Annotated in this window: 21 protein-coding genes and 1 tRNA gene; 5 read left to right on the top strand and 17 right to left on the bottom strand. The window is 71.5% G+C overall.

Translation table 11 applies throughout. The features are described 5' to 3' along the window. Nucleotides 1–18 precede the first annotated feature (18 nt). From mutM to ABCS02_RS23150, 6 genes are all read right to left on the bottom strand, one after another. Nucleotides 19–954 carry a bifunctional DNA-formamidopyrimidine glycosylase/DNA-(apurinic or apyrimidinic site) lyase gene (mutM, locus tag ABCS02_RS23175; RefSeq protein ID WP_345838063.1) on the bottom strand — a complete coding sequence of 312 codons (936 nt, stop codon included), beginning with the start codon at nt 952–954 and terminating at the stop codon, nt 19–21. Then, nucleotides 947–1,639, bottom strand: a complete 693-nt coding sequence (gene rnc / locus ABCS02_RS23170) for a ribonuclease III (protein WP_345838062.1) — start codon at nt 1,637–1,639, stop codon at nt 947–949. The genes mutM and rnc overlap by 8 nt, the downstream gene beginning before the upstream one ends. A 7-nt stretch (nt 1,640–1,646) precedes the next feature. Beyond that, complete coding sequence (gene rpmF, locus ABCS02_RS23165) at nt 1,647–1,856, bottom strand: 50S ribosomal protein L32 (protein ID WP_018188062.1); 210 nt, start codon at nt 1,854–1,856, stop codon at nt 1,647–1,649. Beyond that, nucleotides 1,846–2,343 (bottom strand): DUF177 domain-containing protein, encoded by a 498-nt coding sequence (locus ABCS02_RS23160; RefSeq protein WP_345838591.1) that lies wholly within the window; start codon nt 2,341–2,343, stop codon nt 1,846–1,848. The genes rpmF and ABCS02_RS23160 overlap by 11 nt, the downstream gene beginning before the upstream one ends. Nucleotides 2,344–2,448: 105 nt before the next feature. Then, the gene (gene coaD, locus ABCS02_RS23155) at nt 2,449–2,946 is read right to left on the bottom strand and encodes a pantetheine-phosphate adenylyltransferase (protein WP_345838061.1); all 498 of its coding nucleotides are present in this window, start codon (nt 2,944–2,946) and stop codon (nt 2,449–2,451) included. A gap of 132 nt (nt 2,947–3,078) precedes the next feature. Next, nucleotides 3,079–5,235, bottom strand: coding sequence for an ATP-dependent DNA helicase RecG (locus ABCS02_RS23150; protein ID WP_345838060.1), 2,157 nt, complete (start codon nt 5,233–5,235; stop codon nt 3,079–3,081). Nucleotides 5,236–5,258: 23 nt separating this feature from the next. Between ABCS02_RS23150 and rsmD the strand changes: the two genes are divergently transcribed. Beyond that, nucleotides 5,259–5,837 carry a 16S rRNA (guanine(966)-N(2))-methyltransferase RsmD gene (rsmD, locus tag ABCS02_RS23145; RefSeq protein WP_345838059.1) on the top strand — a complete coding sequence of 193 codons (579 nt, stop codon included), beginning with the start codon at nt 5,259–5,261 and terminating at the stop codon, nt 5,835–5,837. Here the strand turns inward: rsmD and thiL are convergent. Next, entirely contained in the window at nt 5,807–6,796 is a 990-nt protein-coding gene (gene thiL, locus ABCS02_RS23140; protein ID WP_345838058.1) for a thiamine-phosphate kinase, read from the bottom strand. The genes rsmD and thiL overlap by 31 nt on opposite strands. Nucleotides 6,797–6,852: 56 nt before the next feature. Between thiL and ABCS02_RS23135 the strand changes: the two genes are divergently transcribed. Continuing rightward, nucleotides 6,853–7,377 (top strand): DUF3515 family protein, encoded by a 525-nt coding sequence (locus ABCS02_RS23135; protein ID WP_345838057.1) that lies wholly within the window; start codon nt 6,853–6,855, stop codon nt 7,375–7,377. Nucleotides 7,378–7,380: 3 nt separating this feature from the next. Here ABCS02_RS23135 and ABCS02_RS23130 read toward each other — a convergent pair whose 3' ends face one another. From ABCS02_RS23130 to leuC, 6 genes are all read right to left on the bottom strand, one after another. Further along, the gene (locus ABCS02_RS23130) at nt 7,381–8,466 is read right to left on the bottom strand and encodes a D-alanine--D-alanine ligase family protein (RefSeq protein ID WP_345838056.1); all 1,086 of its coding nucleotides are present in this window, start codon (nt 8,464–8,466) and stop codon (nt 7,381–7,383) included. After that, nucleotides 8,372–9,496, bottom strand: a complete 1,125-nt coding sequence (locus tag ABCS02_RS23125) for an NAD(P)H-dependent glycerol-3-phosphate dehydrogenase (RefSeq protein WP_345838055.1) — start codon at nt 9,494–9,496, stop codon at nt 8,372–8,374. The genes ABCS02_RS23130 and ABCS02_RS23125 overlap by 95 nt, the downstream gene beginning before the upstream one ends. After that, complete coding sequence (locus ABCS02_RS23120) at nt 9,493–10,197, bottom strand: lysophospholipid acyltransferase family protein (RefSeq protein ID WP_345838054.1); 705 nt, start codon at nt 10,195–10,197, stop codon at nt 9,493–9,495. Before ABCS02_RS23120 ends, ABCS02_RS23125 begins: the two co-directional genes overlap by 4 nt. A gap of 62 nt (nt 10,198–10,259) precedes the next feature. After that, nucleotides 10,260–11,624, bottom strand: a complete 1,365-nt coding sequence (gene murA, locus ABCS02_RS23115; protein WP_345838053.1) for a UDP-N-acetylglucosamine 1-carboxyvinyltransferase — start codon at nt 11,622–11,624, stop codon at nt 10,260–10,262. A gap of 10 nt (nt 11,625–11,634) precedes the next feature. Further along, nucleotides 11,635–12,240, bottom strand: coding sequence for a 3-isopropylmalate dehydratase small subunit (gene leuD, locus ABCS02_RS23110; protein ID WP_345838052.1), 606 nt, complete (start codon nt 12,238–12,240; stop codon nt 11,635–11,637). Nucleotide 12,241: 1 nt separating this feature from the next. Further along, the gene (leuC, locus tag ABCS02_RS23105; protein WP_345838051.1) at nt 12,242–13,684 is read right to left on the bottom strand and encodes a 3-isopropylmalate dehydratase large subunit; all 1,443 of its coding nucleotides are present in this window, start codon (nt 13,682–13,684) and stop codon (nt 12,242–12,244) included. Between the two features lie 249 nt (nt 13,685–13,933). Between leuC and ABCS02_RS23100 the strand changes: the two genes are divergently transcribed. Beyond that, a complete protein-coding gene (locus ABCS02_RS23100; protein WP_345838050.1) occupies nt 13,934–15,286 on the top strand; it encodes a PLP-dependent transferase in 1,353 nt (450 codons plus the stop codon). Beyond that, on the top strand, nt 15,283–16,596 hold the full coding sequence (locus ABCS02_RS23095) for an LLM class flavin-dependent oxidoreductase (protein ID WP_345838049.1): 1,314 nt from the start codon (nt 15,283–15,285) through the stop codon (nt 16,594–16,596). Before ABCS02_RS23100 ends, ABCS02_RS23095 begins: the two co-directional genes overlap by 4 nt. A 128-nt stretch (nt 16,597–16,724) precedes the next feature. Here the strand turns inward: ABCS02_RS23095 and ABCS02_RS23090 are convergent, their stop codons facing one another. The 3 genes from ABCS02_RS23090 to ABCS02_RS23080 form a co-directional block, all read right to left on the bottom strand. Further along, the gene (locus ABCS02_RS23090) at nt 16,725–17,558 is read right to left on the bottom strand and encodes a DUF559 domain-containing protein (RefSeq protein ID WP_345838048.1); all 834 of its coding nucleotides are present in this window, start codon (nt 17,556–17,558) and stop codon (nt 16,725–16,727) included. Between the two features lie 222 nt (nt 17,559–17,780). Continuing rightward, complete coding sequence (locus ABCS02_RS23085; protein ID WP_345838047.1) at nt 17,781–18,803, bottom strand: TerC/Alx family metal homeostasis membrane protein; 1,023 nt, start codon at nt 18,801–18,803, stop codon at nt 17,781–17,783. 167 nt (nt 18,804–18,970) lie between these two features. Continuing rightward, a complete protein-coding gene (locus ABCS02_RS23080) occupies nt 18,971–19,726 on the bottom strand; it encodes a class II glutamine amidotransferase (protein WP_345838590.1) in 756 nt (251 codons plus the stop codon). A 215-nt stretch (nt 19,727–19,941) separates the two neighbouring features. Here ABCS02_RS23080 and ABCS02_RS23075 point away from each other — a divergent pair, with 215 nt between their 5' ends. Next, nucleotides 19,942–20,898, top strand: a complete 957-nt coding sequence (locus ABCS02_RS23075) for an alpha/beta hydrolase (RefSeq protein ID WP_345838046.1) — start codon at nt 19,942–19,944, stop codon at nt 20,896–20,898. A gap of 35 nt (nt 20,899–20,933) precedes the next feature. On the opposite strand, the gene ABCS02_RS23070 is transcribed toward ABCS02_RS23075, so the two are convergent. After that, nucleotides 20,934–21,009, bottom strand: a tRNA-Glu gene (locus ABCS02_RS23070). Nucleotides 21,010–21,078 lie beyond the last annotated feature (69 nt).

Genomic DNA, 21,078 nt, shown 5'->3' with positions numbered 1-21,078 from the left:
ACCCCGTGGATTACCGACCTACGGTACCGGATGACCCGGGATCCGCCCCGGCGGCGCGACACGCATCCGCTGGCAGTGCGGGCACAGGTGGCTGGAGCGGTTCATGAAGCTCACCCGCACGATCGGCCGACCGCACCGCGAGCACGGCTGCCCTTCGCGCCCGTACGCCTCCAGGGAGTGCGCGAAGTAGCCGGCCTGGCCGTTCACGTTGACGTATTGCGCGTCGAAGCTCGTGCCGCCCTCGGCGAGCGCCTTCCGCAGCACGCCCCGCAGCTCCGCGAGCAGGCGGTTCACGGCAGGCGTCGGGAGCAGGCGCGCGGGCGTCTCCGGATGGATTCGCGCCGCCCACAGCGACTCGTCCGCGTAGATGTTGCCGACGCCGCTCACGAGCGTCTGGTCCAGCAGCACGCGCTTGATCGCGGAGCCCTTGCGCGCGAGCGCCGCCCGGAAGCGCCCGTCGTCGAACGCGGGGTCCAGGGCGTCGCGGGCGATGTGCGCGACCATGAGCGGTGTCGCGGGCCGCGGATCGCCGTAGCCGCCGGGCGCGCCGTCGCGCGTGGGGACGAGCGTGTCGACGGCGAGGGAGCCGAACGTGCGCTGGTCGGCGAAGACGACCGCCAGCTCGCCGTGCACCGGATGCTCCAGGAAGATGCGGATGCGTTCGTGCCGCTCGAGCGGAGCGGCGGGCTCGCGCAGCAGGAGCTGTCCGCTCATGCCGAGGTGGCCGACGAGCGCGCGTTCGTCGGCGCCGTCCAGCGGCATCCACAGGAACTTCCCCCGCCGGACCGGGGCCACGATCGTGCGGCCGGCGAGCGTGGCCGCGAAGTCCGCGGGAAGCCCCGGATGCCGCGTCAGGGCGCGCGGGTCGCGCACGTCCACCGCGGAGATCCGCGCCCCCGTGACCGCGGGGGCGAGCCCCGCTCGGACGACCTCGACCTCGGGGAGCTCAGGCACGACCGCTGAGCTCGTGCCACGCCTTGAGCGCCGCCGTCATCTCGGCCTGCTTCTTGCTCGACCCGGTGCCGAGCGCGGCGAGGTCGCCCACCACGACGGTCGCCGTGAACGTGCGGTCGTGGTCGGGTCCGGTCGCCGTGACGGAGTACGCCGGCGTCGGCCGGCCGAGGGCCACGGCGAGCTCCTGCAGGCTCGTCTTCGGGTCGATCGCGGCGCCGAACCGCTCGGGGTCGGCGAGGAGCGGCTCGACGAGCCGCAGCACGAGCCCGGTCGCGGCATCCTGACCCGCCGACAGGTACGTCGCGCCGATCAGCGCCTCGGTCGTGTCGGCGAGGATCGAGTCCTTGTCGCGCCCGCCCGTCAGCTCCTCGCCGCGGCCGACGAGGAGGTGCTCGCCGAGCCCGATCGCGCGGGCGACCTCGGCGAGGGCGACCGTCGACACGAGGCCGGCCCGCCGCTTCGCGAGCGTTCCCTCGTCGAGGTCGGGATACCGCGTGTAGAGCATGACCGTCACGGCCTGACCGAGAACGGAGTCGCCGAGGAACTCGAGACGCTCGTTGTGCGGGATCTGACCGTGCTCGTAGGCATAAGAGCGGTGCGTCAGCGCAAGCGACAAAAGCTCGGGGTCGATGTCGACCCCGAGCGTGTCGGTGAGGCGCGACCGCACGGGGCGGACGTCGGTCACGGGTGGATCAGATGTCGGCGACCTTGCGGCCCTTGTACTCGAGGAACAGCTCCGTGCCCTGCGAGTCGGTGACGACCTTCGCCTGGTGCGGACGGCTGTAGACGACCTTGCCGTTCTCGATGGTCTTGACGAGGGTCGGCGCCTCCGCCTTCCACTGCGCGCGGCGCGAGCGGGTGTTGGAGCGCGAAACCTTCCGCTTCGGGGGGTTACCTGCCATGGTCTTCTTCTCTCGTTCCGAGGTCTGGGTCCGCCGGGTTCTCCGCCAGCTTCGCGAGCGCGGCCCACCGGGGATCGATGGTCTCGCGCGGCGCGAGCTCGGGATGGTCGGCCAGCCGCTCGCCTGTCTCCGGGTCGAGTCCGGGGCAGTCGGGCCGGCACACCGGCTGAAACGGAAGCGAGAGGACGAGTGCATCCCTGACCAGGATCTCCAGGTCGACATGGTCGTCCTGAACCTCGAAGTCGCTCGCTTCCCGATCAGAATACGCGAAAAGCTCCTGAAACTCGACTTCGACGGGCTGGACGATGTCGGTCAGACAGCGTCCGCAGACTCCCGCGTACTCCGTGCTCGCGGTCCCCGAGACGAGGATCCCCTCGTGCACGGACTCCAACCGCACGTCGATGTCCACCCGCTCGCCTTCGGGCACCGCGACGAGTCCTTCGCCCCAGCGCTCGGCTAGGACGACATCGCGGCTCGTCTCACGCATCTCCCCTGGACGGTGGACGATGTCGCGGACGCCGATGCTGAAGGGTCCCGGGCGGCGCGTGCTCACCCCGGGATTCTACCGGTGGTCGGTCCGGCCGCGGGCCGGTCAGATACCCCGGGCCCCGGTGTCCAGGAACCGCGCGACCGCCTCCGGTACGTAGGGCGTCACGTCGCCGCCGAGGCTCGCGACCTGCCGCACGAGCGAGCTCGAGACGAGGGTGTGCGCGGGGTCGGGCAGGAGGAAGACCGTCTCGATGCCGGCGAGGTGACGGTTGACGATCGCCATGGGGGTCTCGTACGCGACGTCGATCTGCGAGCGGATGCCCTTCACGAGCACGCCCGCGCCCACGTCGGTCGCGTAGTCGACGAGGAGTCCGACGCTCCAGGACGCGATCGTGATCTGGCCGGTGATCCCGGTCTCGGCGATCGACTGCTCCAGCAGCGAGAGGCGCTGCGCGATCGGCAGGAGCGCCTCCTTGCCCGGATTGTGCACGACGACGACGTGCAGCGAGTCGTAGAGGGATGCCGCTCGGCGGATGACGTCCAGGTGTCCGAGGGTCGGGGGGTCGAACGACCCCGGAACGACGGCGATCCGGTTGCTCACCGGATCAGCCTACCCGGCACCCTCCCCGCGAGAACGCGCCCGTGTCACGAAACGACGGCGCGTCTGTGACATACGCGCGTTCTCACGGGGAGTGGCGGGACGGCGGGGGCTGGGGGCGGAGAGGGGCTGGGGTCAGGACTTGTTCAGGGCGGCGCGGGACTCGCGGTCGAGGCGGCGCTCGATCGCCTGGGCGAGGCCGGGGTGGGTGAGCAGCGCCGGGTCCTCGTCGAGGATCCCCTCGGCGGCGGCGCGCGCCCGTGCGATGAGCTCGGCATCCTTCACGACGCGCAGGAGACGCAGGGAGGACCGGACGCCGGACTGGGCCTCCCCCAGCACGTCGCCCTCGCCGCGCAGCACGAGGTCGGTCTCGGCGAGCTCGAAGCCGTCGTTCGAGCTCGCGACCGCCTCGACGCGGGCGCGGCCCGCCGTGCCCGCCTGCGCCTCGGTCACGAGGAGGCACAGACCCGGCACGGATCCGCGGCCGACGCGTCCGCGGAGCTGGTGCAGCTGCGACACCCCGAACCGCTCCGCCTCCAGGATCACCATCGTGGAGGCGTTCGGCACGTCGACGCCGACCTCGATCACGGTCGTGGCCACGAGCACGTCGACGTCGCCCGCGGCGACCGCGCGCATGATCGCGTCCTTCTCGTCGCCCGGCATCCGCCCGTGCAGCACCGCGATCCGCAGGCCCTCGAAGCTCGGATGCCGCGCCAGCAACTCCGCGACCTGCACGACACCCCACTGGATGCCGCCCGTGCTGTCCTCCTCGAGCTCGGCGTCCTGCTCCTGGCCGCCGCGCCCGCCCTCCGCGTCGATCGCGGGGCAGACGACGAACGCCTGATGCCCCTTCCCGACCTCCTCCGCGACCCGGTCCCAGACACGCGCGAACCAGGCGGGTCGCTCGGCGACGGGTGCCACGAACGTCTCGATGCCCGCGCGTCCGGCCGGCAGCACCCGGATCGTCGACACGTCGAGGTCGCCGAACACGGTCATCGCGACCGTGCGCGGGATGGGGGTCGCGGTGAGCACGAGCGCGTGCGGGCTGGATCCCTTCGCCCGGAGAGCCTCGCGCTGCTCGACCCCGAAACGGTGCTGCTCGTCCACGACGACGAGCGCGAGGTCGGCGAACGTCGTGCGATCGCTGAGGAGCGCGTGCGTGCCGATCACGATGAGCGCCTGCCCGGATGCCACGCGGAGCGCGGCCTTCCGTCGCTCCGCCGCGGTCAGCTGCCCCGTGAGGAGCGTCGGCATGAGCCGCGGCGCGAGCTGCGGGCCGAGCATCGCGGCGATCGACCGCAGGTGCTGCCCCGCCAGCACCTCGGTCGGCGCGATGAGCGCGGACTGCCCGCCGGACTCGGCAACCTGCAGCATCGCCCGCAGCGCCACGAGGGTCTTCCCCGACCCGACCTCGCCCTGCACGAGCCGGTTCATCGGCCAGTCGCCGACGAGATCGTCCGCGATCCGCTCCCCGACCGCGACCTGATCGGCGGTGCGGGTGAACGGCAGAGCGGCATCGAACGCCTCGAGGATGCCGCCCGCCGGGCGCTTGGTCGCGGACATCGCGCGGACGAACTGGCGCTGCTGCAGCAGAGCCGTCTGCAGGACGAGCGCCTCGTGCCAGCGGAGCGTGTGGACCGCGGGCCGGATCTGCTCCTCGAAGTCGGGGCGATGGACGCGATCGATCGCGTCGCGGATGGGGAGCAGCCCCTCGGCGCGCCGGAGGTCGTCCGGAAGCGGGTCGTCGAGCGGACCGAGCGCATCCAGGACGAGCCCGACGCTCTTCGCGATCTGCCAGCTGGGCATCGTCGACGTCGCCGGGTAGATCGGGATCGGCTGGTTCGCGTAGGCCTCCGCTGACATGAGCGCGGCGTCCTCGTCCTCGAACAGCTCGTAGTCGGGATGCGCGAACTGTTTGCCCTGTCGGTACTCGCCGACCTTCCCGGAGAAGATGCCGCGGCGCCCCGGCGTGAGGTCTTTCGCCCGCCAGTCCTGGTTGAAGAACGTGAGTTGCACGTCGCCGCGGCCGTCGGTGATCATCACCTCGAGGATCGAGCCGCTCCGCTGCCGCATGCGCCGGACGTTCGCCGAACGGACCTTCGCCACGATCGTCACCTGCTCGCCCACGACGAGGGAGTCGATAGGGGTGAGCTCGCCGCGCAGCGCGTAGCGCCGCGGGTAGTGCGCGAGGAGATCCCCTACGGTCCGCAGGGTGAACGCCCGCTCCAGCGCGCCGGACGTCTTTCCCCCGATCACGCCGTCGAGCCGGGTCTCCAGGCGCACGGCGGGCATGCCCAGAACTCTAGTCTGGGGGGATGACGCGGATCATCGCCGGCGGGGCCAGCGGCATCCGTCTCACGGTCCCCCCGAAGGGCACCCGGCCCACGAGCGACCGCGTCCGCGAATCGCTCTTCGCCGGCCTCGAGGCAGCCGACGAGCTGGCGGGCGCCCGGGTGCTGGACCTCTACGCGGGCTCCGGCGCTCTGGGCCTGGAGGCCCTCAGCCGCGGAGCGGCGAGCGCCGACCTCGTCGAGCAGTCCCGGCCCGCGGCGGCGATCGCGCGCGAGAACGTGCAGCGCGTCGAGCGGTCTCTGGGCCGCTCGGGCATCGCCCGGGTGCATGCCGTGGCCGTCGACGCGTTCCTCCGCGGCGCGGCGGATGCCGTCGACCTCGCGTTCCTCGACCCGCCGTACGAGCTCTCCGAGGCGGACCTCGCCGGTACGCTGGCGCTGCTCGCGCCGCACCTCACGCCGCACGCGCTCGTTGTCGTGGAGCGGGCGAGCCGCTCGCCGGAGCCGAGCTGGCCCGGCGGGCTGGAGCGGATCCGCGAGCGCGGGTACGGCGACACCGCCCTGTGGTGGGCTCAGCCGCGCGCGGAATCCCAGTCGCGGTAGGGATCCCAGCCGCCGCGCCCGGTGAACGGCCGGTCGTCGACGAGAAGCGGTGCCTCGCCGCGCTCGCGTACGACGCCGATCGCGCGGAATGGGTGCGGCAGCGCGGCATCCGCGGGGAACGTGGCGAGCAGCGCGTGGTCCTCCCCGCCAGTGAGGGCGGCGGCGAGATCGTCGCCGAGCACGCTCGTGTCGAGCGCGATCGTGACGCCGGACGCATCCGCCACCCGGGTCGCGTCCAGCGCGAGCCCGTCGGACACGTCGATCATGGCCGTGGCTCCGGCGCGCGCCGCATGCACACCGGCGTCCACAGGCGGCGAGGGCCGCAGCTGTGCGCGCAGGACCACGCGCTCCGAGGCGTCGAGGACGGCCTCGTCGACCGGGAGCGGGATGCCGTCCGCATCGCGGAAGCGGTCGAACAGGAGCGCGAGCCCGCGCGCGGCGTGCCCCGCCTCCCCCGCGAGCGCGACGACGTCGCCGACCCGCGCGGTGCGCCGGAGCACCGGCGCCGGCGGATCCGCGGCGCCCAGCGCGGTGACCGCGATCGTGAGGGTGTCCGAGACCGTGAGGTCGCCGCCCTCGACGGCGCAGCCGGGCGCGAGCGCGTCGCACGCCGCGCGGAGGCCGTCGGCGAGGTCCTCGACGAAGCCGATCCGCGTGTCTTCCGGCATCGCGAGCGCCACGAGCAACGCGATCGGCCGCGCGCCCATAGCCGCGATGTCGGCGAGGTTGACCGCTGCGGCCTTCCAGCCGAGGTCGTGTCCGCTCGACCAGGCGAGCCGGAAGTCCGGGCCGTGCACGAGCGTGTCCGTGGTCGCGACGAGGGGCGCGCCCGGCTCGGCGAGCACCGCGGCGTCGTCGCCGGGACCGACGAGCGCCCGCGACGGGCCGAGCCGGCGCACGATCCGGGCGAGGATCTCCGCCTCCGAGAGCGCACCGACGGGAGTGTCTCGCTCGGTCATCCCTCCACGCTATCGCCCGGGTCGGGCCCCGCCCGCGCCCGGGTTACGCTGGACCGATGATCCGCGCGCGACACCTCCGCTCGGTCGCCGCCCCGCTCGTAGTCCTCGCCGCTCTCGCGGCCGCGTTGGCCGGCTGCTCGTCGACGGTCTCGCTCCCGGCTCCGCCGGATGCGAACGATCCGCTGTGCGCGCAGATCATGGCCCAGCTGCCCTCCTCCGTCGCCGGGCAGCAGCGCCGCTGGACGGATGCGCAGTCCACGGGGGCGTGGGGGGATCCCGCGGCCGTGCTGTTCTCCTGCGGCGTGACGCCGCCCGGGCCGACGACGCTGCGCTGCATTCAGATCGGCGGCGTGGACTGGGTCGTCGACGAGTCCGATGCGCCGCGCTACCGCATCACCTCGTTCGGCCGCACCCCTGCGGTGCAGCTCTACGTCGACAACGACACGGTCTCGCCGAACGACGTGCTGGACCAGTTCGGCCGGCTCATCGCGGGCCGCCTGCCGCAGAACGCGCAGTGCACGGACCCGGAGACCGCCACGCCCGACCTGTCCTCGACCCCCACCCCGACGCCGACGCCCTGAGGATCAGCGCGCGAGGGCGACGTCGATCAGCTCGGAGATGAGCTCGGGATACGTCATCCCGGACGCGATCCAGCACTTCGGGAACATCGAGATCGGCGTGAAGCCCGGCATCGTGTTCAGCTCGTTGACGACCGGGCCGTCCGGGGTGAGGAAGAAGTCGACGCGCGCGAGGCCGCGGCCCTCGACCGCGCGGAAGGCGCGGAGCGCGGCATCCTGCAGGGCCGCGAGCTCGGCATCCGTCACGACGGCGGGGCACACGACCTCGACGCCGTCGCCGCCGAGGTACTTGCCCTCGAAGTCGTAGAACTCGCGGGTCGTGAGCACGATCTCGCCCGGCACCGAGACCCGGTCGGGAGCGTCGCCGCAGCCCTCCAGCACCCCGAGCTCGATCTCGCGCCCGCTCACGCCCGCCTCGACGAGCACCTTGTCGTCCTCGCGGAACGCGACGGCCAGAGCCTCGTCGAGCTCGGCCGCCGTGTGCACCTTCGAGACGCCGACGCTCGAGCCCGCCCGCGCGGGCTTGACGAACCACGGCAGCGGCAGCTCGGCAGCCCGCGCCCGCACGGCGTCGGCATCTGACGCCCACTCGCCCGCCCGCACCGTGGTCCACGGCGCGACCGGCACGCCGGCCGCCTCCAGAACCACTTTCATGAAGTGCTTGTCCATGCACAGCGCCGAGTCGAGCACGCCGCCGCCGGCGAACGGCAGCTCCAGCGTGTCGAGGAAGCCCTGGATCGTGCCGTCCTCCCCGTGCGTGCCGTGCAGGATCGGCAGGACCACGTCGATCTCGCCCAAGCTCTCGACGGTGCCGTCCGGGCGGCGGACGCGCAGCGCGCGATCCCCCGCGGCCTCGGGCCAGAGGATCCGCGTGCCGTTGTCCGCGATCTCGGGCAGGTGCACGGGATCCAGTGCGAACTTCTCCGGGTCGTCGTCCTCCAGGACGAAGGCGCCGGCGCGCGTGATCCCGATCGGGATAACCCGGAAGCGCTCGCGATCAATCGCCCTCAGGACGCCGCCCGCGGTTACGGAGCTGATCGAGTGCTCGCTGGATCGACCTCCGAAGAGCACCGCCACCGCCAAGCTGTCCATTCGGGCTTCTCTCCTCTTGGGGGGTGTCGTCGTCGGTGGTCAGATGGGGGGCGATGTCGCGGGGATCCATGGTCCCGTCGAGCACGCGCTTGACCTGCTCGACGATGGGCATCTCCACGCCGGCCTCACGCGCCAGCTGCAGGATCGGCGCCACCGAGGCGAGACCCTCGGCGGTCTGCTGCATGTGCTTCACGACGTCCTGGAAGCTGTACCCCTGCCCGAGGAGCCTACCGGCCGTGTTGTTGCGGCTGAGCGGCGACTGGCACGTCGCGATCAGGTCGCCGAGCCCGGCGAGCCCCTGCAGGGTCTCCGGCTCCGCGCCCTGGGCGACCGCGAAGTCGGTCATCTCGACGAGGCCGCGCGTGATGATGGAGGCCTTCGTGTTCTCGCCGTAGCCGACGCCGTCCACGATCCCGATCGCGACCGCGATGAGGTTCTTGAGGACCCCGCCGAACTCCGTGCCGATCACGTCGGCGTTCACGAAGCTGCGGAAGTACGCGTTGCGGGCGCAGCGGGCCACCGCCTCGGCGGTCTCCGGGCTGAGGGAGGCGATCACCGCGGCGGTCGGCTGCTCCCGGGCGATCTCCAGCGCGAGGTTCGGACCGGATGCCACGGCGATGCGATCCGGATCGCAGCGCAGCTCCTGCTCCATGACCTGGCTCATCCGCAGGCCGGTGCGCTTCTCGACGCCCTTCATGAGGGAGACGATCGGCACCTCGGTCCGGGAGAGGATCGGGCGGAGCGTCTTCAGGTTCTGGCGCAGCGCCTGGCTCGGGATCGAGAGGTAGACCTGCTGGGCACCCTCGAGCGCGTCCGCGACCTTGCTCGTCGCGGACATCGTGCGCGGGAGGTTCACGCCCGGCAGGTACTGGCTGTTGCGCTTGGCCTGGTCGATCTCGAGTGCGAGCTCGGGGCGGCGGGCCCACATGACGACATCCGCCCCGCCGTCGGCGAGCACCTTCCCGAACGTCGTGCCCCAGCTGCCCGCGCCGAGCACGGCGACCCGGGGGCCCGTGGCCCGCGGGCTCACAGCCGGCCCGTCTCGGCCTGGCCGTGCGCGGCCGGATTCCAGCGCTCGGCCGGCGGCGTCTGGCCGCGCAGGCCGCCCAGGAGGTCCGCGATGTCGTGCATGACCGCGTCCGTCGCGTTCGCGAGCACCTCGGGGGTGGCGGGGACGCCGCGGTAGGCCGACAGGTCGACCTCGGGGCCGATCACGAGCCGCACGCGCTTGCGCAGCGGCCAGAGGCTCGGCTTCTTGCCGTACCGCGGAAGCACCGCCTGCACGCCCCAGTGCGCCATCGGAATCAGCGGGATGTCACCGGCGAGCGCGAGGCGCACGGCACCGGTCTTGCCCCGCATGGGCCACATGTCCGGGTCACGGGTCAGCGACCCCTCCGGGTAGACGATGATGCCCTGGCCGTTCGTGGCGAGCCGCTCGGCGGCCTCGATCGTCTGCTTCGCCGCCCGGCTGCTCGACGAGCGCGCCACGGGCACCATCCCCGTCGAGCGGAATGCCCACCCGATCGCCTTGTTGCGGAACAGGCTCTCCTTCGCGAGGAACCGTGGCGCTCGCCCGAGGTGGTAGACCGCGATCGCGACGGCGAGCGGGTCGAGCTCGGAGTAGTGGTTGGGCGCGAGGACGAACGCGCCCTCCTCGGGGAGGTGCTCCTCGCCCTCCAGGTCGAGCTTGATGAAGAGGCTGAAGATCGGGATCACGGGAGCTGCGAGCACCCAGAAAGCACTCGGCCGCGTCGTCTCGGGAGAGCGGCGGCGCCGTCGAGAGCGGGCCACGGCTATCCGACGACGTCGAAGTCGGCGCCGAGCGCGGTCAGCTTGTCGAAGAACTTCTCGTAGCCGCGGCTGAGGATCCCGACATTGCGGACCGTCGAGGTGCCGTCGGCCGTGAGCGCCGCGATGACGTGGCTGTAGCCCCCGCGGAGGTCGGGCACCGTGATGTCGGCGCCGGTCAGCGCGGTCGGCCCGTTGATGACGGCGGCCTGCTCGAGGCTGCGGCGCGGCACGCGACGCGGCCCGCCCTGCAGGCCGTGCGGGTAGACGGTGATGTCGGCGCCCATCTTCACGAGCGCCTCGGCGAAACCGAACCGGTTCTCGTACACCGTCTCGTGCACGGTCGACTGCCCGGTCGCCTGCGTCAACGCGACGATCAGCGGCTGCTGCCAGTCGGTCATGAAGCCGGGGTGCACGTCGGTCTCCACCGTGACCGGACGGAGGTCTCCGCCGCGGCGGAAGAGGATGCCGTCCTCGCGGATGTCGAACGAGCCGCCGACCTTGCGCAGGACGTTGAGGAACGTCAGCATCTCCTGCTGCTTCGCGCCGCCGACGAAGATCTCGCCGTCGGTCGCGAGCGCGGCGCTGGCCCAGCTGGCGGCCTCGTTGCGGTCGAAGATCGCGCGGTGGTCGTAGCCGTCCAGCCGCTCGACGCCCTCGATGAGGATGACGCGGTTGGGCTCGTACGAGATGATCGCGCCCATCTTCTGCAGCACTGCGATGAGATCCATGATCTCGGGCTCGATCGCCGCGTTGCGCAGCTCCGTCACGCCGCGCGCGCGGACGGCCGTCAGGAGCACCTGCTCGGTGGCGCCGACGCTCGGGTACGGGAGATGGATGCTCGCACCGCGCAGGCCGCGCGGCGCGGAGAGACGGATGCCGCTCGGGAGCTTCTCGACGACCGCGCCGAACTTGCGCAGCGCGTCGAGGTGGAAGTCGATCGGACGGTCGCCGATGCGGCACCCGCCGAGATCCGGGATGAACGCCTGGCCGAGCTGGTGCAGCAGCGGGCCGCAGAAGAGGATCGGGATGCGGGAGGCGCCCGCGTGCGCGTCGATCTCCTCCATGTGCGCCGACTGGACGTCGCGCGGATCGAGCCGCAGGGAGCCGGGCTCGTCGCCCTCCTCGACGCGCACGCCGTGCACCTCGAGCAGCGAGCGGACGACCGCGACGTCGCTGATGTCGGGGACGTCACGGAGCACGCTCGGGGCCTCGCCGAGGAGCGAGGCCACCATCGCCTTCGTGACGAGGTTCTTCGCCCCCTTGACCTCGACGCGCCCGTGCAGCGGACGACCCCCGTGGATCGACAGCGTCTCTCCGGCTGCGCTCTTCGCGTTGTCCTTCGTGGCGGTGTCTTCCACGAGTGTCATCTGGTGCGCCTCACTCTGCAGTGGGGACCGGCAAGGTGCGCGGCCGCCAAGACTCGCGTCGTGCCTCGTAAGCGGCGATGCGATCTTCGTTCCTGAGCGTGAGCCCGATGTCGTCGAGTCCCTCCAGGAGCCGCCACCGAGTGTAATCGTCGATGTCGAAAGGAACCCGGAGGTCGCCCAGCGTGGCTTCGCGCGCCTCCAGATCCACCGTCATCGAGACCCCCGGCTGCGCCTCGATCGCCGCCCAGAGCCGCTCGATGTCCGGCTCCGAGACCACGCCCGTGACGAGCCCCTGTTTCCCCGCGTTCCCGCGGAAGATGTCGGCGAACTTCGGGCTCAGAACCGCCCGGAACCCGTAGTCCCGGAGCGCCCAGACCGCGTGCTCGCGGCTGGATCCGGTGCCGAAGTCGGGACCCGCGACGAGCACGGACGCCGACGAGTACGCGGGCTGGTTGAGAACGAACTCCGGGTCCTGGCGCCAGTTGGCGAACAGCGCGTCCTCGAAGCCGGTCTTGGTCACCCGCTTGAGGTAGACGGCCGGGATGATCTGGTCGGTGTCGACCGCGGAGCGGCGCAGGGGCAGCGCGACGCCGGTGTGGCTCGTGAACTTCTCCATGTCAGACTCCCGCCTGGATCGCATCGGCCGGAACGAGATCGGCCGGGCTCGACAGCGTGCCGCGGATCGCCGTGGCGGCCGCGACGAGCGGCGACACCAGGTGCGTGCGCCCGCCCTTGCCCTGCCGGCCCTCGAAGTTGCGGTTGCTCGTGGAGGCGCAGCGCTCCCCCGGCGCGAGCTGGTCGGGGTTCATGCCCAGGCACATCGAGCATCCGGCGAAGCGCCACTCGGCGCCGAACTCCTCGAACACCTTGTCCAGACCCTCGGCCTCGGCCTCCAGGCGCACGCGCGCGGAGCCCGGCACGACCATGACGCGCACGCCGTCGGCCTTCTTGCGGCCCTCGACGACGGACGCGAACGCGCGCAGGTCCTCGATGCGGCTGTTGGTGCAGGAGCCCATGAAGACCGCGTCGACCCGGATGTCCTTCATCGGGGTGCCGGCCTCGAGGTCCATGTATTCCAGCGCGCGCTCGGCAGCGGCGCGCAGGTTCGGGTCCTCGATCTCGGACGGCGTCGGCACGACGTCCGACAGCGACACGCCCTGCCCGGGATTGGTGCCCCACGTCACGAACGGCTCCAGCTCGGCCGCGTCGATGAAGACCTCCGCGTCGTAGACGGCGCCCTCGTCGGACGGCAGCGTGCGCCAGTAAGCGACCGCATCCTCCCAGTCCTGCCCGCGCGGCGCGTGCGGGCGGCCCTCCAGGTAGGCGAACGTCGTCTCGTCCGGGGCGACCATGCCGGCGCGGGCGCCGGCCTCGATCGACATGTTGCACATCGTCATCCGCCCTTCCATCGAGAGGCCCCGGATGGCGCTGCCGCGGTACTCCAGGACGTAGCCCTGGCCGCCGTTCGTGCCGATCCTCGCGATGACGGCGAGGATGATGTCCTTCGCCGTGACGCCGGGGGCGAGCTCCCCCTCGACGGTGATGGCCATCGTCTTGAACGGCTTCAGCGGCAGGGTCTGCGTCGCGAGGACGTGCTCGACCTCGCTCGTGCCGATGCCGAACGCCATCGCGCCGAACGCGCCGTGCGTGGAGGTGTGGCTGTCGCCGCACACGACGGTGATGCCCGGCATCGTGAGGCCGAGCTGCGGGCCCACGACGTGGACGATCCCCTGCTCCGCATCCCCCAGCGAGTGCAGCCGCACGCCGAACTCCGCGGCGTTGTGGCGCAGCGTGTCGATCTGCAGACGGCTCGTGAGGTCGGCGATCGGCTTGTCGATGTCGAGCGTCGGGGTGTTGTGGTCCTCGGTCGCGATCGTCAGGTCGAGCCGGCGGACCGGTCGGCCCTCGGCGCGCAGGCCGTCGAAGGCCTGGGGGCTCGTCACCTCGTGCACGAGGTGCAGGTCGATGTAGATGAGGTCGGGCTGGCCGTCCTCGCCCTTGACGACCAGGTGGTCGTCCCAGACCTTCTCGGCGAGCGTGCGCGGAATCGGGGTGCTCATGTGTGTCGTTCTCTCCTCGGGAATCGGATCAAGCCCACGACGGACTCCGCGACGAGTGAGGCCTGAAGGAGATTAGGACTCGTCGCGGCCGCTAAGGAGAAGGCGGGCGATCAGCACCCGCCCAGGCTATCACTTCGCCCTGGGCGAGTCGCCGGGCGTAACAGTCGTTCGCATTCCGGGTCCGCGACGCCGCGCGTGCGATCCTGAGGGGTGCGCTCCGTGAGCGCGAGAGCGAGTGAGAGGAAACCGATGTCCGTGTTCGGTGAGGACGGATTCAGCACGCGTCAGGTGCACGTGGGTGCCGACGCGATCGACGCGTCGCCGCGCGCCCTGCCGATCCACCTCACGGCGGGCTTCCGCTTCGGGGACTTCGACGGCGCCGCGAACCACTTCGGCACCGGCGACGGCTTCGGCTACACCCGCACCGGCAACCCCACGATCGAGGCCGTGGAGCGCAAGCTGGCATCGCTCGAGTCCGGGGTGCAGGCGCAGCTCGTCGCGAGCGGCCAGGCCGCGGTCGCGATCACGTTGCTCGGGCTCCTGTCCGCCGGCGACCACCTCGTCGTCTCCAACCACATCTACGAGGGCACGCGCGGCTTCCTCCTCGACAGCCTGTCGCGCTTCGGCATCACGACGGACTTCGTGGGCGACATCGACGATCCGGATGCCTGGCGTCGCGCCATCCGGCCGACCACCCGCGTGCTGTTCACCGAGTCGATCGCGAACGCGCGCAACGACCTCGTCGACATCGCCGCGATCGCCGCGATCGCCGACGAGCACGGCATCCCGCTCGTGGTCGACAACACGCTCGCGACCCCCTACCTCCTGCGTCCGCTCGAGCACGGCGCCGCCATCGTCGTGCACTCGGCCAGCAAGTTCCTCGCCGGCCAGGGCTCGGTGCTCGGCGGTGTCATCATCGACGACGGCCGCTTCGATGCCGAGCGGTCGGGCGCCCTATTCCCGCACCTGGTCGCGCGGACCCGCACCGGCGGACCGAGCTTCGCCGAGCAGCACGGGGGCCTCGCTCGTATCGCCTATATCCGGGAGAGCGTCGCACCGCGCTTCGGCCCCACGATCTCGCCGCTGAACGCCTTCTTCATCGGCCAGGGCGTCGAGACCCTCAGCCTGCGGGTCCGGCAGCAGTCGGCGAACGCGCTCGAGGTCGCGCGCTGGCTCGAGGCACGGCCCGAGGTCGCGTCGGTCGACTACATCGGTCTGCCCTCGCACCGCGATCACGCGCTCGCCGAGCGCTACCTCCCGCGCGGCAACGGGTCGGTCTTCCAGTTCACGCTGCGCGGCGGCCTGGAGGCGGCGCGCGCCTTCGTCGAGTCGGTGCGCGTCTTCACGCACATGACGCACCTCGGCGACGTCCGCTCGCTCGTCCTCCACCCCGGCACGACGAGCCACGCGTTCCGCACCGACGACGAGAAGGACCTGCAGGGCGTGCAGCCCGGCACGCTCCGCGTCTCGATCGGGATCGAGGACCTCGACGACCTCCTGCAGGACCTCGACAGCGCGCTGCGCGCCACGGCCGCAGCCGCGATCGGCGGCTCTCCGATCGACGGACAGGCGGAGGGGCTCACGGACACGGTGCCGGCGTGAGCCGACTCCAGCACTTCGGCTGGTTCCTCGCGCGCGGGTTCGGCCCGCAGGGATGGGGCCACCCGTACCTCGACTGGAACTACCGCTGGACCGAGCCGCGTCTCTACCAGGAGTCCGCGCGCGTGCTGGAGCAGGCCGGCTTCGACCTGCTGATCATCGAGGACGCCCCCTCGCTCGGATCGGCCGAGACGATCGACCTGCGCGTCCGCCAGGCCTTCGGCGGACCCAAGCACGACCCGCTGCTGCTCGCGCCCTACCTCTTCGACGCGACCCGCCATCTCGGGATCGCGCCGACCGTGAACCCCGCCGCGTACCTCCCCTACACGGCGGCGCGGCAGTTCGCGACCCTGCAGCACCTCAGCGGACACCGACTGGGCCTCAACGTCGTGACCGACACCGGCAGCGCGCGCCACTTCGGCGATGCGCCGCAGCTCGGCCACGACGCCGCGTACGACCGGGCCGAGGAGTGGCTCCGCGGCATCCAGGACCTGTGGCGCAGCTGGGACGACGACGCCCTCATCGCCGACCCGGCGCGCGGCCGGTACGCGGACGGCGACAAGCTGCACGCCGTGCCGCACCGCGGCGCACACTTCGCGTTCGACGGCCCGCTCAACGCCATCCCGTTCACCGAGGGCGACCCCGCGATCGTGTCGCCCGGCGGATCCGGCCGCGGCCTCGCGTTCGCCGGGGCCAACTCCGACGTACAGCTCGCCCTCGCCCCGCTCGATCGCGAGAGCATCACCGCGTACCGCGCGAAGATCCATGCGGCGGCCGCGGCCTCGGGCCGCGCACCGTCGGACATCCGCATCCTCTTCGCGATCCAGCCCGTCCTCGTGTCGTCGCCCGAGGAGGCCGACCGGGTCGTCGCCGCGTCCGCGCACCCGGACGACGCCGCCCTCCGCTGGATCGCGGAGCGCCAGTCCAGCGACCTCGAGACCGACCTCACCGCGGTCGACCTCGACCGCCCGCTCGACACCGCGATCTTCGGCGAGCACGTCTCGGAGGGCAGCATCCGCCGGCTCGTCGGCGCGCACGATGCCGCGACGCCTCTGCGCACGATCCTCGCGGCGCACGCGCGCCTCGGCCGGCTCCGCGACGGCAGCGGCTTCGTCGGCACCGCCGACGAGCTCGCCGACCGGATCCAGGAGCTCGGCGACTGGGGCAACGACGGCGTATTGCTGTGGGGCGACCTGCACCCGGTCGCCGTGCATCGCACGCTCGGCGAGCTCGTGCCGATCCTCCGCCGCCGCGGCATCCTCCGCTCCGAGTACGTCGACGGCGGCCTGAAGGCCAACCTCCACGCCTTCTAGCCCCTCCCGCGACCCCACCCCCTCCCCGCCACCCCACCCCCTCCTCGCGCCGCAACGAGCGGAGGAGATGTGAGGAAGGGAGGAGGGGATGGCGGCCACGGGTCCTCCCCTCGTCCCATCTCCTCCGCTCATGACGCGCGGTGGAGCCCCTGGGCGACGGCTCGCTGGATCCGATCCTGGACGGCGGGCCAGTCGTCGATGACCTGCTGGTAGCTCACCCGGATGACGTGATCGCCGAGCAGCATCAGCTCGGCGTCATGGGCGATGTCGCTCGTGCGCTGCGAACCCACGTGATGACTGCCGTCGACCTGGAGCACGAGCCGCTCCCCGACGAGGAAGTCCACGCGGTGGCCGGCGATCCAGGTCTGCGACAGGATCCGCAGCCCCAGCCAGCGCAGCCGGGTTCTCACGAGCGTCTCGAGCCCGGAATCGACGTACGGTTCGGCGCGCGCGAGGACAACGCGGGCACGCCCCGGCAGCGGCAGACGCTCCAGCGCCTGCCGGTCCGCGAGACCCTGCCTCATCGCGGACTCCCAGACCGCGAGCGCCGACTCGAGCGGCTGGCAGGTCGCGACCACCGCGAGGACGTTCTCGATCGGATCCTCCAGCGCGTGCGGATGCCGGGGCACGAGCGGTGCACTCCAGTGCACCCGCCCGTATGCGAGGTGGACGCGACCCGTATGCGCGGGCGCCGCGACGTGCGGCAGCCCATCGGCGAGCACCCAGAGTCCGAGACGCCGGGCCTGCGTTACACAGGTCAGGACCACCCCGTGCGTCGCTGCGGCGACGAGATACGGATCGGCGTCCGGGAGGACGAGCCAGACACGGCGGACACGTCGAACCGCATCCGCCGAGACCGCGGCCGCGATGGCCCGCTGCGACAGACCGGATCGCACGAGCTCCGCGGCTCGCGCCACCCCTCCGCGGGCGCGCACTCCCTCGGCGACACGGTCGTTCTCCATGGCACCAGCGTCCCTATCGCCTGCCGCATCCCCGCACTCCGACCCCTTGCATGGGGAAAGCGCAGGCCACCACGAGGCCTGGGGAGGAGCCGCGACCGTTGCCATCCGCTCCTCCGCCGCGCGTCCGACCCCCGCCCGGCGCGTGACGAGCGGAGGAGATGTGAGGAAGGGAGGGCTCGCGCGGGCCCGGGGATCCTCCGCTCGTCCCATCTCCTCCGCTCGTTACGCGGGTGGGGGCGGCGTGGCGGGGGCGGGGACCTGCTTCGCGCGATCGCGGCGGGAGGACAGGAGGCTCGCGCCCGTCGCGACGACCATCGCCACCACGATCACGGCGAGCGACAGGCCGGTGGAGATGTCCGGGGCCCACTCGACGGGGTGTCCGCCGTTGATGAAGGGCAGCTCGTTCTCATGCAGCGCGTGGAAGACGAGCTTCACGCCGATGAAGGCGAGGATGAACGCGATCCCGTAGTGGAGGTACTTGAGCCGATCGAGCAAGCCACCGAGCAGGAAATACAGCTGCCGCAGTCCCATGAGGGCGAACAGGTTCGCGGTGAACACGATGAAAGGGCTCTGCGTGATGCCGAAGATCGCGGGGATCGAGTCGATCGCGAAGATGAGGTCGGTGAAGCCGATCGCCACGAACACGAGGATCATCGGCGTCCACAGTTTCGTGCCACCCACGATCGTGCGGAGCTTCGACCCGTCGTAGTGGTCGGTGATGTTGATGAACCGCCGGAGGAAGCGGACGATCCCCGTCTCTCGTTCGGCGTCCTCGTGCTGCTTGCCGGGGAACGCCTGCCGCCAGGCCGTGTAGACGAGGAACGCGCCGAACACGTAGAAGATCCAGCTGAAGTTCTCGATGAGGGCTGCGCCCAGCAGGATGAAGGCCGCCCGCAGGACGAGGGCGATGATGATGCCGACCATCAGCACTTCCTGCTGATACCGGCGCGGCACCGAGAACTGGCTCATGAGCAGCACGAACACGAACAGGTTGTCGATCGACAGGCTGTACTCCGTCAGCCAGCCGGCGACGAACTCCCCCATCGCGGTGGTGCTCCCGGTCACCAGGAGGAGCACCACGGCGAAGACGAGCGCGAGCACGACGTAGAACACGACCCACAGCGACGCCTCCCGCATGGAGGGGATGTGCGGACGCCGGAGGATGAGGAGCAGATCGCCGACGAGGATCAGAACCAGCACGATCAGTGCGGTGACCTCGAACCAGACAGGGATCTCGAAACCCATTTGGGGGCCTTTCGGACGGGACGACAAAGTCCGAAAGTCTCTCCCCCGCTTCCGCGGCGCGCGCCCGGAGCCGATGACGGTCGTGATGACGGGACGCGCGAGTCGGGATACTCCCCCTCGCTGAGCCGAGTCTATCGGTCGCGGGCGGCGGGCAGCGTGCAGCGAACTCAGGCGGCGAGGAACGGCTGGTGCCGGTAGCCCGTCCCGTCGAGGATCACGACGGTGGACTCGCCCACCTCGACGAACGCCCCGGGGAGGTCGTTCAGCGGCTCCGAGACGACGACCTGCGCATGGTCGCCGAACGCCGACAGCCGCTCGGCGTCCGGGTACATGTGACGCAGTGTCGGGATGTCGGTGGAGTGGAACAGCGTCCGCGTGCGCCCCTGCGTGGAGTACCGGAACGCCCAGAGCGTGTGCCCATCCGAGACGGCGATCGTGCCCTGCATGGGGAAGGGGATGTCGACGGCCTGACCCGCCGCCTCCACGCGGCGGATCGCGTCGCCCATCGCCCGCACGGGGTCGTCGGTGAGGCCCATCGTGAGGGCGAGGTGGAAGAGCACCTCGCTGTCGGTGGTGCCCTGGATGGTGGGGTACAGCTCCGGGTCGACGTCGAGGACCAGGTCCCGCTTGATCCTCGAGAAGCCGGCGATCGCGCCGTTGTGCATGAAGAGCCAGTTGTCGTGGCGGAACGGGTGGCAGTTCGTCTGCTGGATCGGTGGCGCGGCCGCCGCCCTGATGTGGGCGAAGAACAGGGGACTCCGCAGCGAGCGGCTGATCTCCCGTAGGTTGACGTCATTCCAGGCGGGCTCGGTGCTGCGGAAGACGAACGGCGCCGCTCCTGCCGCCGCATCCTCCGCATACCACCCGAACCCGAAACCGTCCCCGTTGACCGTCTCGGCGCCCAGCGGCGAGTTGAGCGACATCGCCACGACCGAATGCTGCGGATCGAGGAGGAGCGTGGAGGGAACCAGGGGCTCCCCCGCGTAAGCCAGCCAACGGCACATCGTCGTACCTCCCCCACCGCTCGCCAGCCGAGCAGACACGAGTCATGCTAGGGCGCGCGACGCGGCGGCGACAGGGGCAGGGGCAGCGCTTGTCCCCCGGCGGCAGGGCTCGTAGCGTGGCCGCGGAGGGGTCCATGAGACGACGGATCGCGGCGGTCGCCTGCGGGCTCGCGGCGGCACTGGTGCTGTCCGGGTGCACGGTCGCGGCCCCGATCGACGCGTCGCCCTCGATCGCCCGCACTGTCGAGATCCCCGGCGGGCGGAAGATGTACCTCGAGTGCGCGGGTTCCGGCTCACCGCGGGTCGTCCTGATCTCCGGACAGCGCGGCTCCGCGCAGGAATGGTCGATGGTCGCGGCGGGGGTCTCGTCCCCGCCGGTCTTCGCGCAGATCGCGCAGCACACGCGCGTGTGCGCGTATGACCGGCCGGGCACGCCCGTCGGGAACGGGTTCAGCCGCAGCGACCCGGCGCCGCAGCCGACGACGGCCGCCGCGATGGCGGACGACCTGGCCGCGCTGCTGGTCGCGGCCGGCGAGACGGGACCGACGGTCATCGCCGCGCACTCGGCCGGCGGCCTCGCCGGCCTCCTCTACGCCGCGAGACACCCGGACGACGTCGACGGCCTCGTCTTCGTCGACGCGACCTCGACCGGTCTCCGCGCGGCCGAGACCCCCGCGCAGTGGCGGATCCAGCTCGAGCTCCTGAGCGGCGATCTGCGCGACTCGCTCGCGGAGTACCCCGACATCGAGCGCATCGACTTCGACACGAGCTTCGATCAGGTGCTCGCGGCGCCGCCCCTGCGCCAGATGCCGCTCGTCGTCCTGTCCGCCGACCGGCCCTGGGGGCCGATCCTGCGTCAGATGCACGACGCGGGCACCCTGCCCCCGGACGTGCCGGCCGACTTCGGATACGTCATCGACCACGCCTCCGCGGAAGGGCAGGCCGGGCTGGCCTCCCTCGTGGAGGGATCGATCCACATCACCCGGACCGACAGCGGGCACGACGTGCACCAGGAGCAGCCCGACCTCGTGTCGATCCAGATCCTCCGTGTCGTCGACCGCGTCCGCGCGGGCGACGACACCGCGGAATGAACGAAGCCCCCTCCGAGGAGGGGGCTTCGTGTCGCTGGTGACCCCAGCGGGATTCGAACCCGCGTTACCGCCGTGAGAGGGCGGCGTACTAGGCCGCTATACGATGGGGCCGAATAGGCAACCGTTCGATTATGCCATGCCCCGAGAGGCCCGGCCAAATCACCGTCGAGTTGCCGAGGC

The organism is Microbacterium sp. X-17, from assembly GCF_039615055.1.
Note: the sequence above shows the minus strand (reverse complement) of the source record. Positions and strands in the feature narration are given on the sequence as shown.

Excerpts from the sequence above, each read along its gene's own strand:
- rpmF (WP_018188062.1), bottom strand. The coding sequence starts at position 1,856 with ATGGCAGGTAACCCCCCGAAGCGGAAGGTTTCGCGCTCCAACACCCGC.
- ABCS02_RS23160 (WP_345838591.1), bottom strand. The coding sequence starts at position 2,343 with ATGCGTGAGACGAGCCGCGATGTCGTCCTAGCCGAGCGCTGGGGCGAA.
- ABCS02_RS23150 (WP_345838060.1), bottom strand. The coding sequence starts at position 5,235 with ATGCCCGCCGTGCGCCTGGAGACCCGGCTCGACGGCGTGATCGGGGGA.
- rsmD (WP_345838059.1), top strand. The coding sequence starts at position 5,259 with ATGACGCGGATCATCGCCGGCGGGGCCAGCGGCATCCGTCTCACGGTC.
- thiL (WP_345838058.1), bottom strand. The coding sequence starts at position 6,796 with ATGACCGAGCGAGACACTCCCGTCGGTGCGCTCTCGGAGGCGGAGATC.
- ABCS02_RS23135 (WP_345838057.1), top strand. The coding sequence starts at position 6,853 with ATGATCCGCGCGCGACACCTCCGCTCGGTCGCCGCCCCGCTCGTAGTC.
- ABCS02_RS23130 (WP_345838056.1), bottom strand. The coding sequence starts at position 8,466 with ATGGACAGCTTGGCGGTGGCGGTGCTCTTCGGAGGTCGATCCAGCGAG.
- murA (WP_345838053.1), bottom strand. The coding sequence starts at position 11,624 with ATGACACTCGTGGAAGACACCGCCACGAAGGACAACGCGAAGAGCGCA.
- leuD (WP_345838052.1), bottom strand. The coding sequence starts at position 12,240 with ATGGAGAAGTTCACGAGCCACACCGGCGTCGCGCTGCCCCTGCGCCGC.
- leuC (WP_345838051.1), bottom strand. The coding sequence starts at position 13,684 with ATGAGCACCCCGATTCCGCGCACGCTCGCCGAGAAGGTCTGGGACGAC.
- ABCS02_RS23100 (WP_345838050.1), top strand. The coding sequence starts at position 13,934 with ATGTCCGTGTTCGGTGAGGACGGATTCAGCACGCGTCAGGTGCACGTG.
- ABCS02_RS23090 (WP_345838048.1), bottom strand. The coding sequence starts at position 17,558 with ATGGAGAACGACCGTGTCGCCGAGGGAGTGCGCGCCCGCGGAGGGGTG.
- ABCS02_RS23085 (WP_345838047.1), bottom strand. The coding sequence starts at position 18,803 with ATGGGTTTCGAGATCCCTGTCTGGTTCGAGGTCACCGCACTGATCGTG.
- ABCS02_RS23080 (WP_345838590.1), bottom strand. The coding sequence starts at position 19,726 with ATGTCGCTCAACTCGCCGCTGGGCGCCGAGACGGTCAACGGGGACGGT.
- ABCS02_RS23075 (WP_345838046.1), top strand. The coding sequence starts at position 19,942 with ATGAGACGACGGATCGCGGCGGTCGCCTGCGGGCTCGCGGCGGCACTG.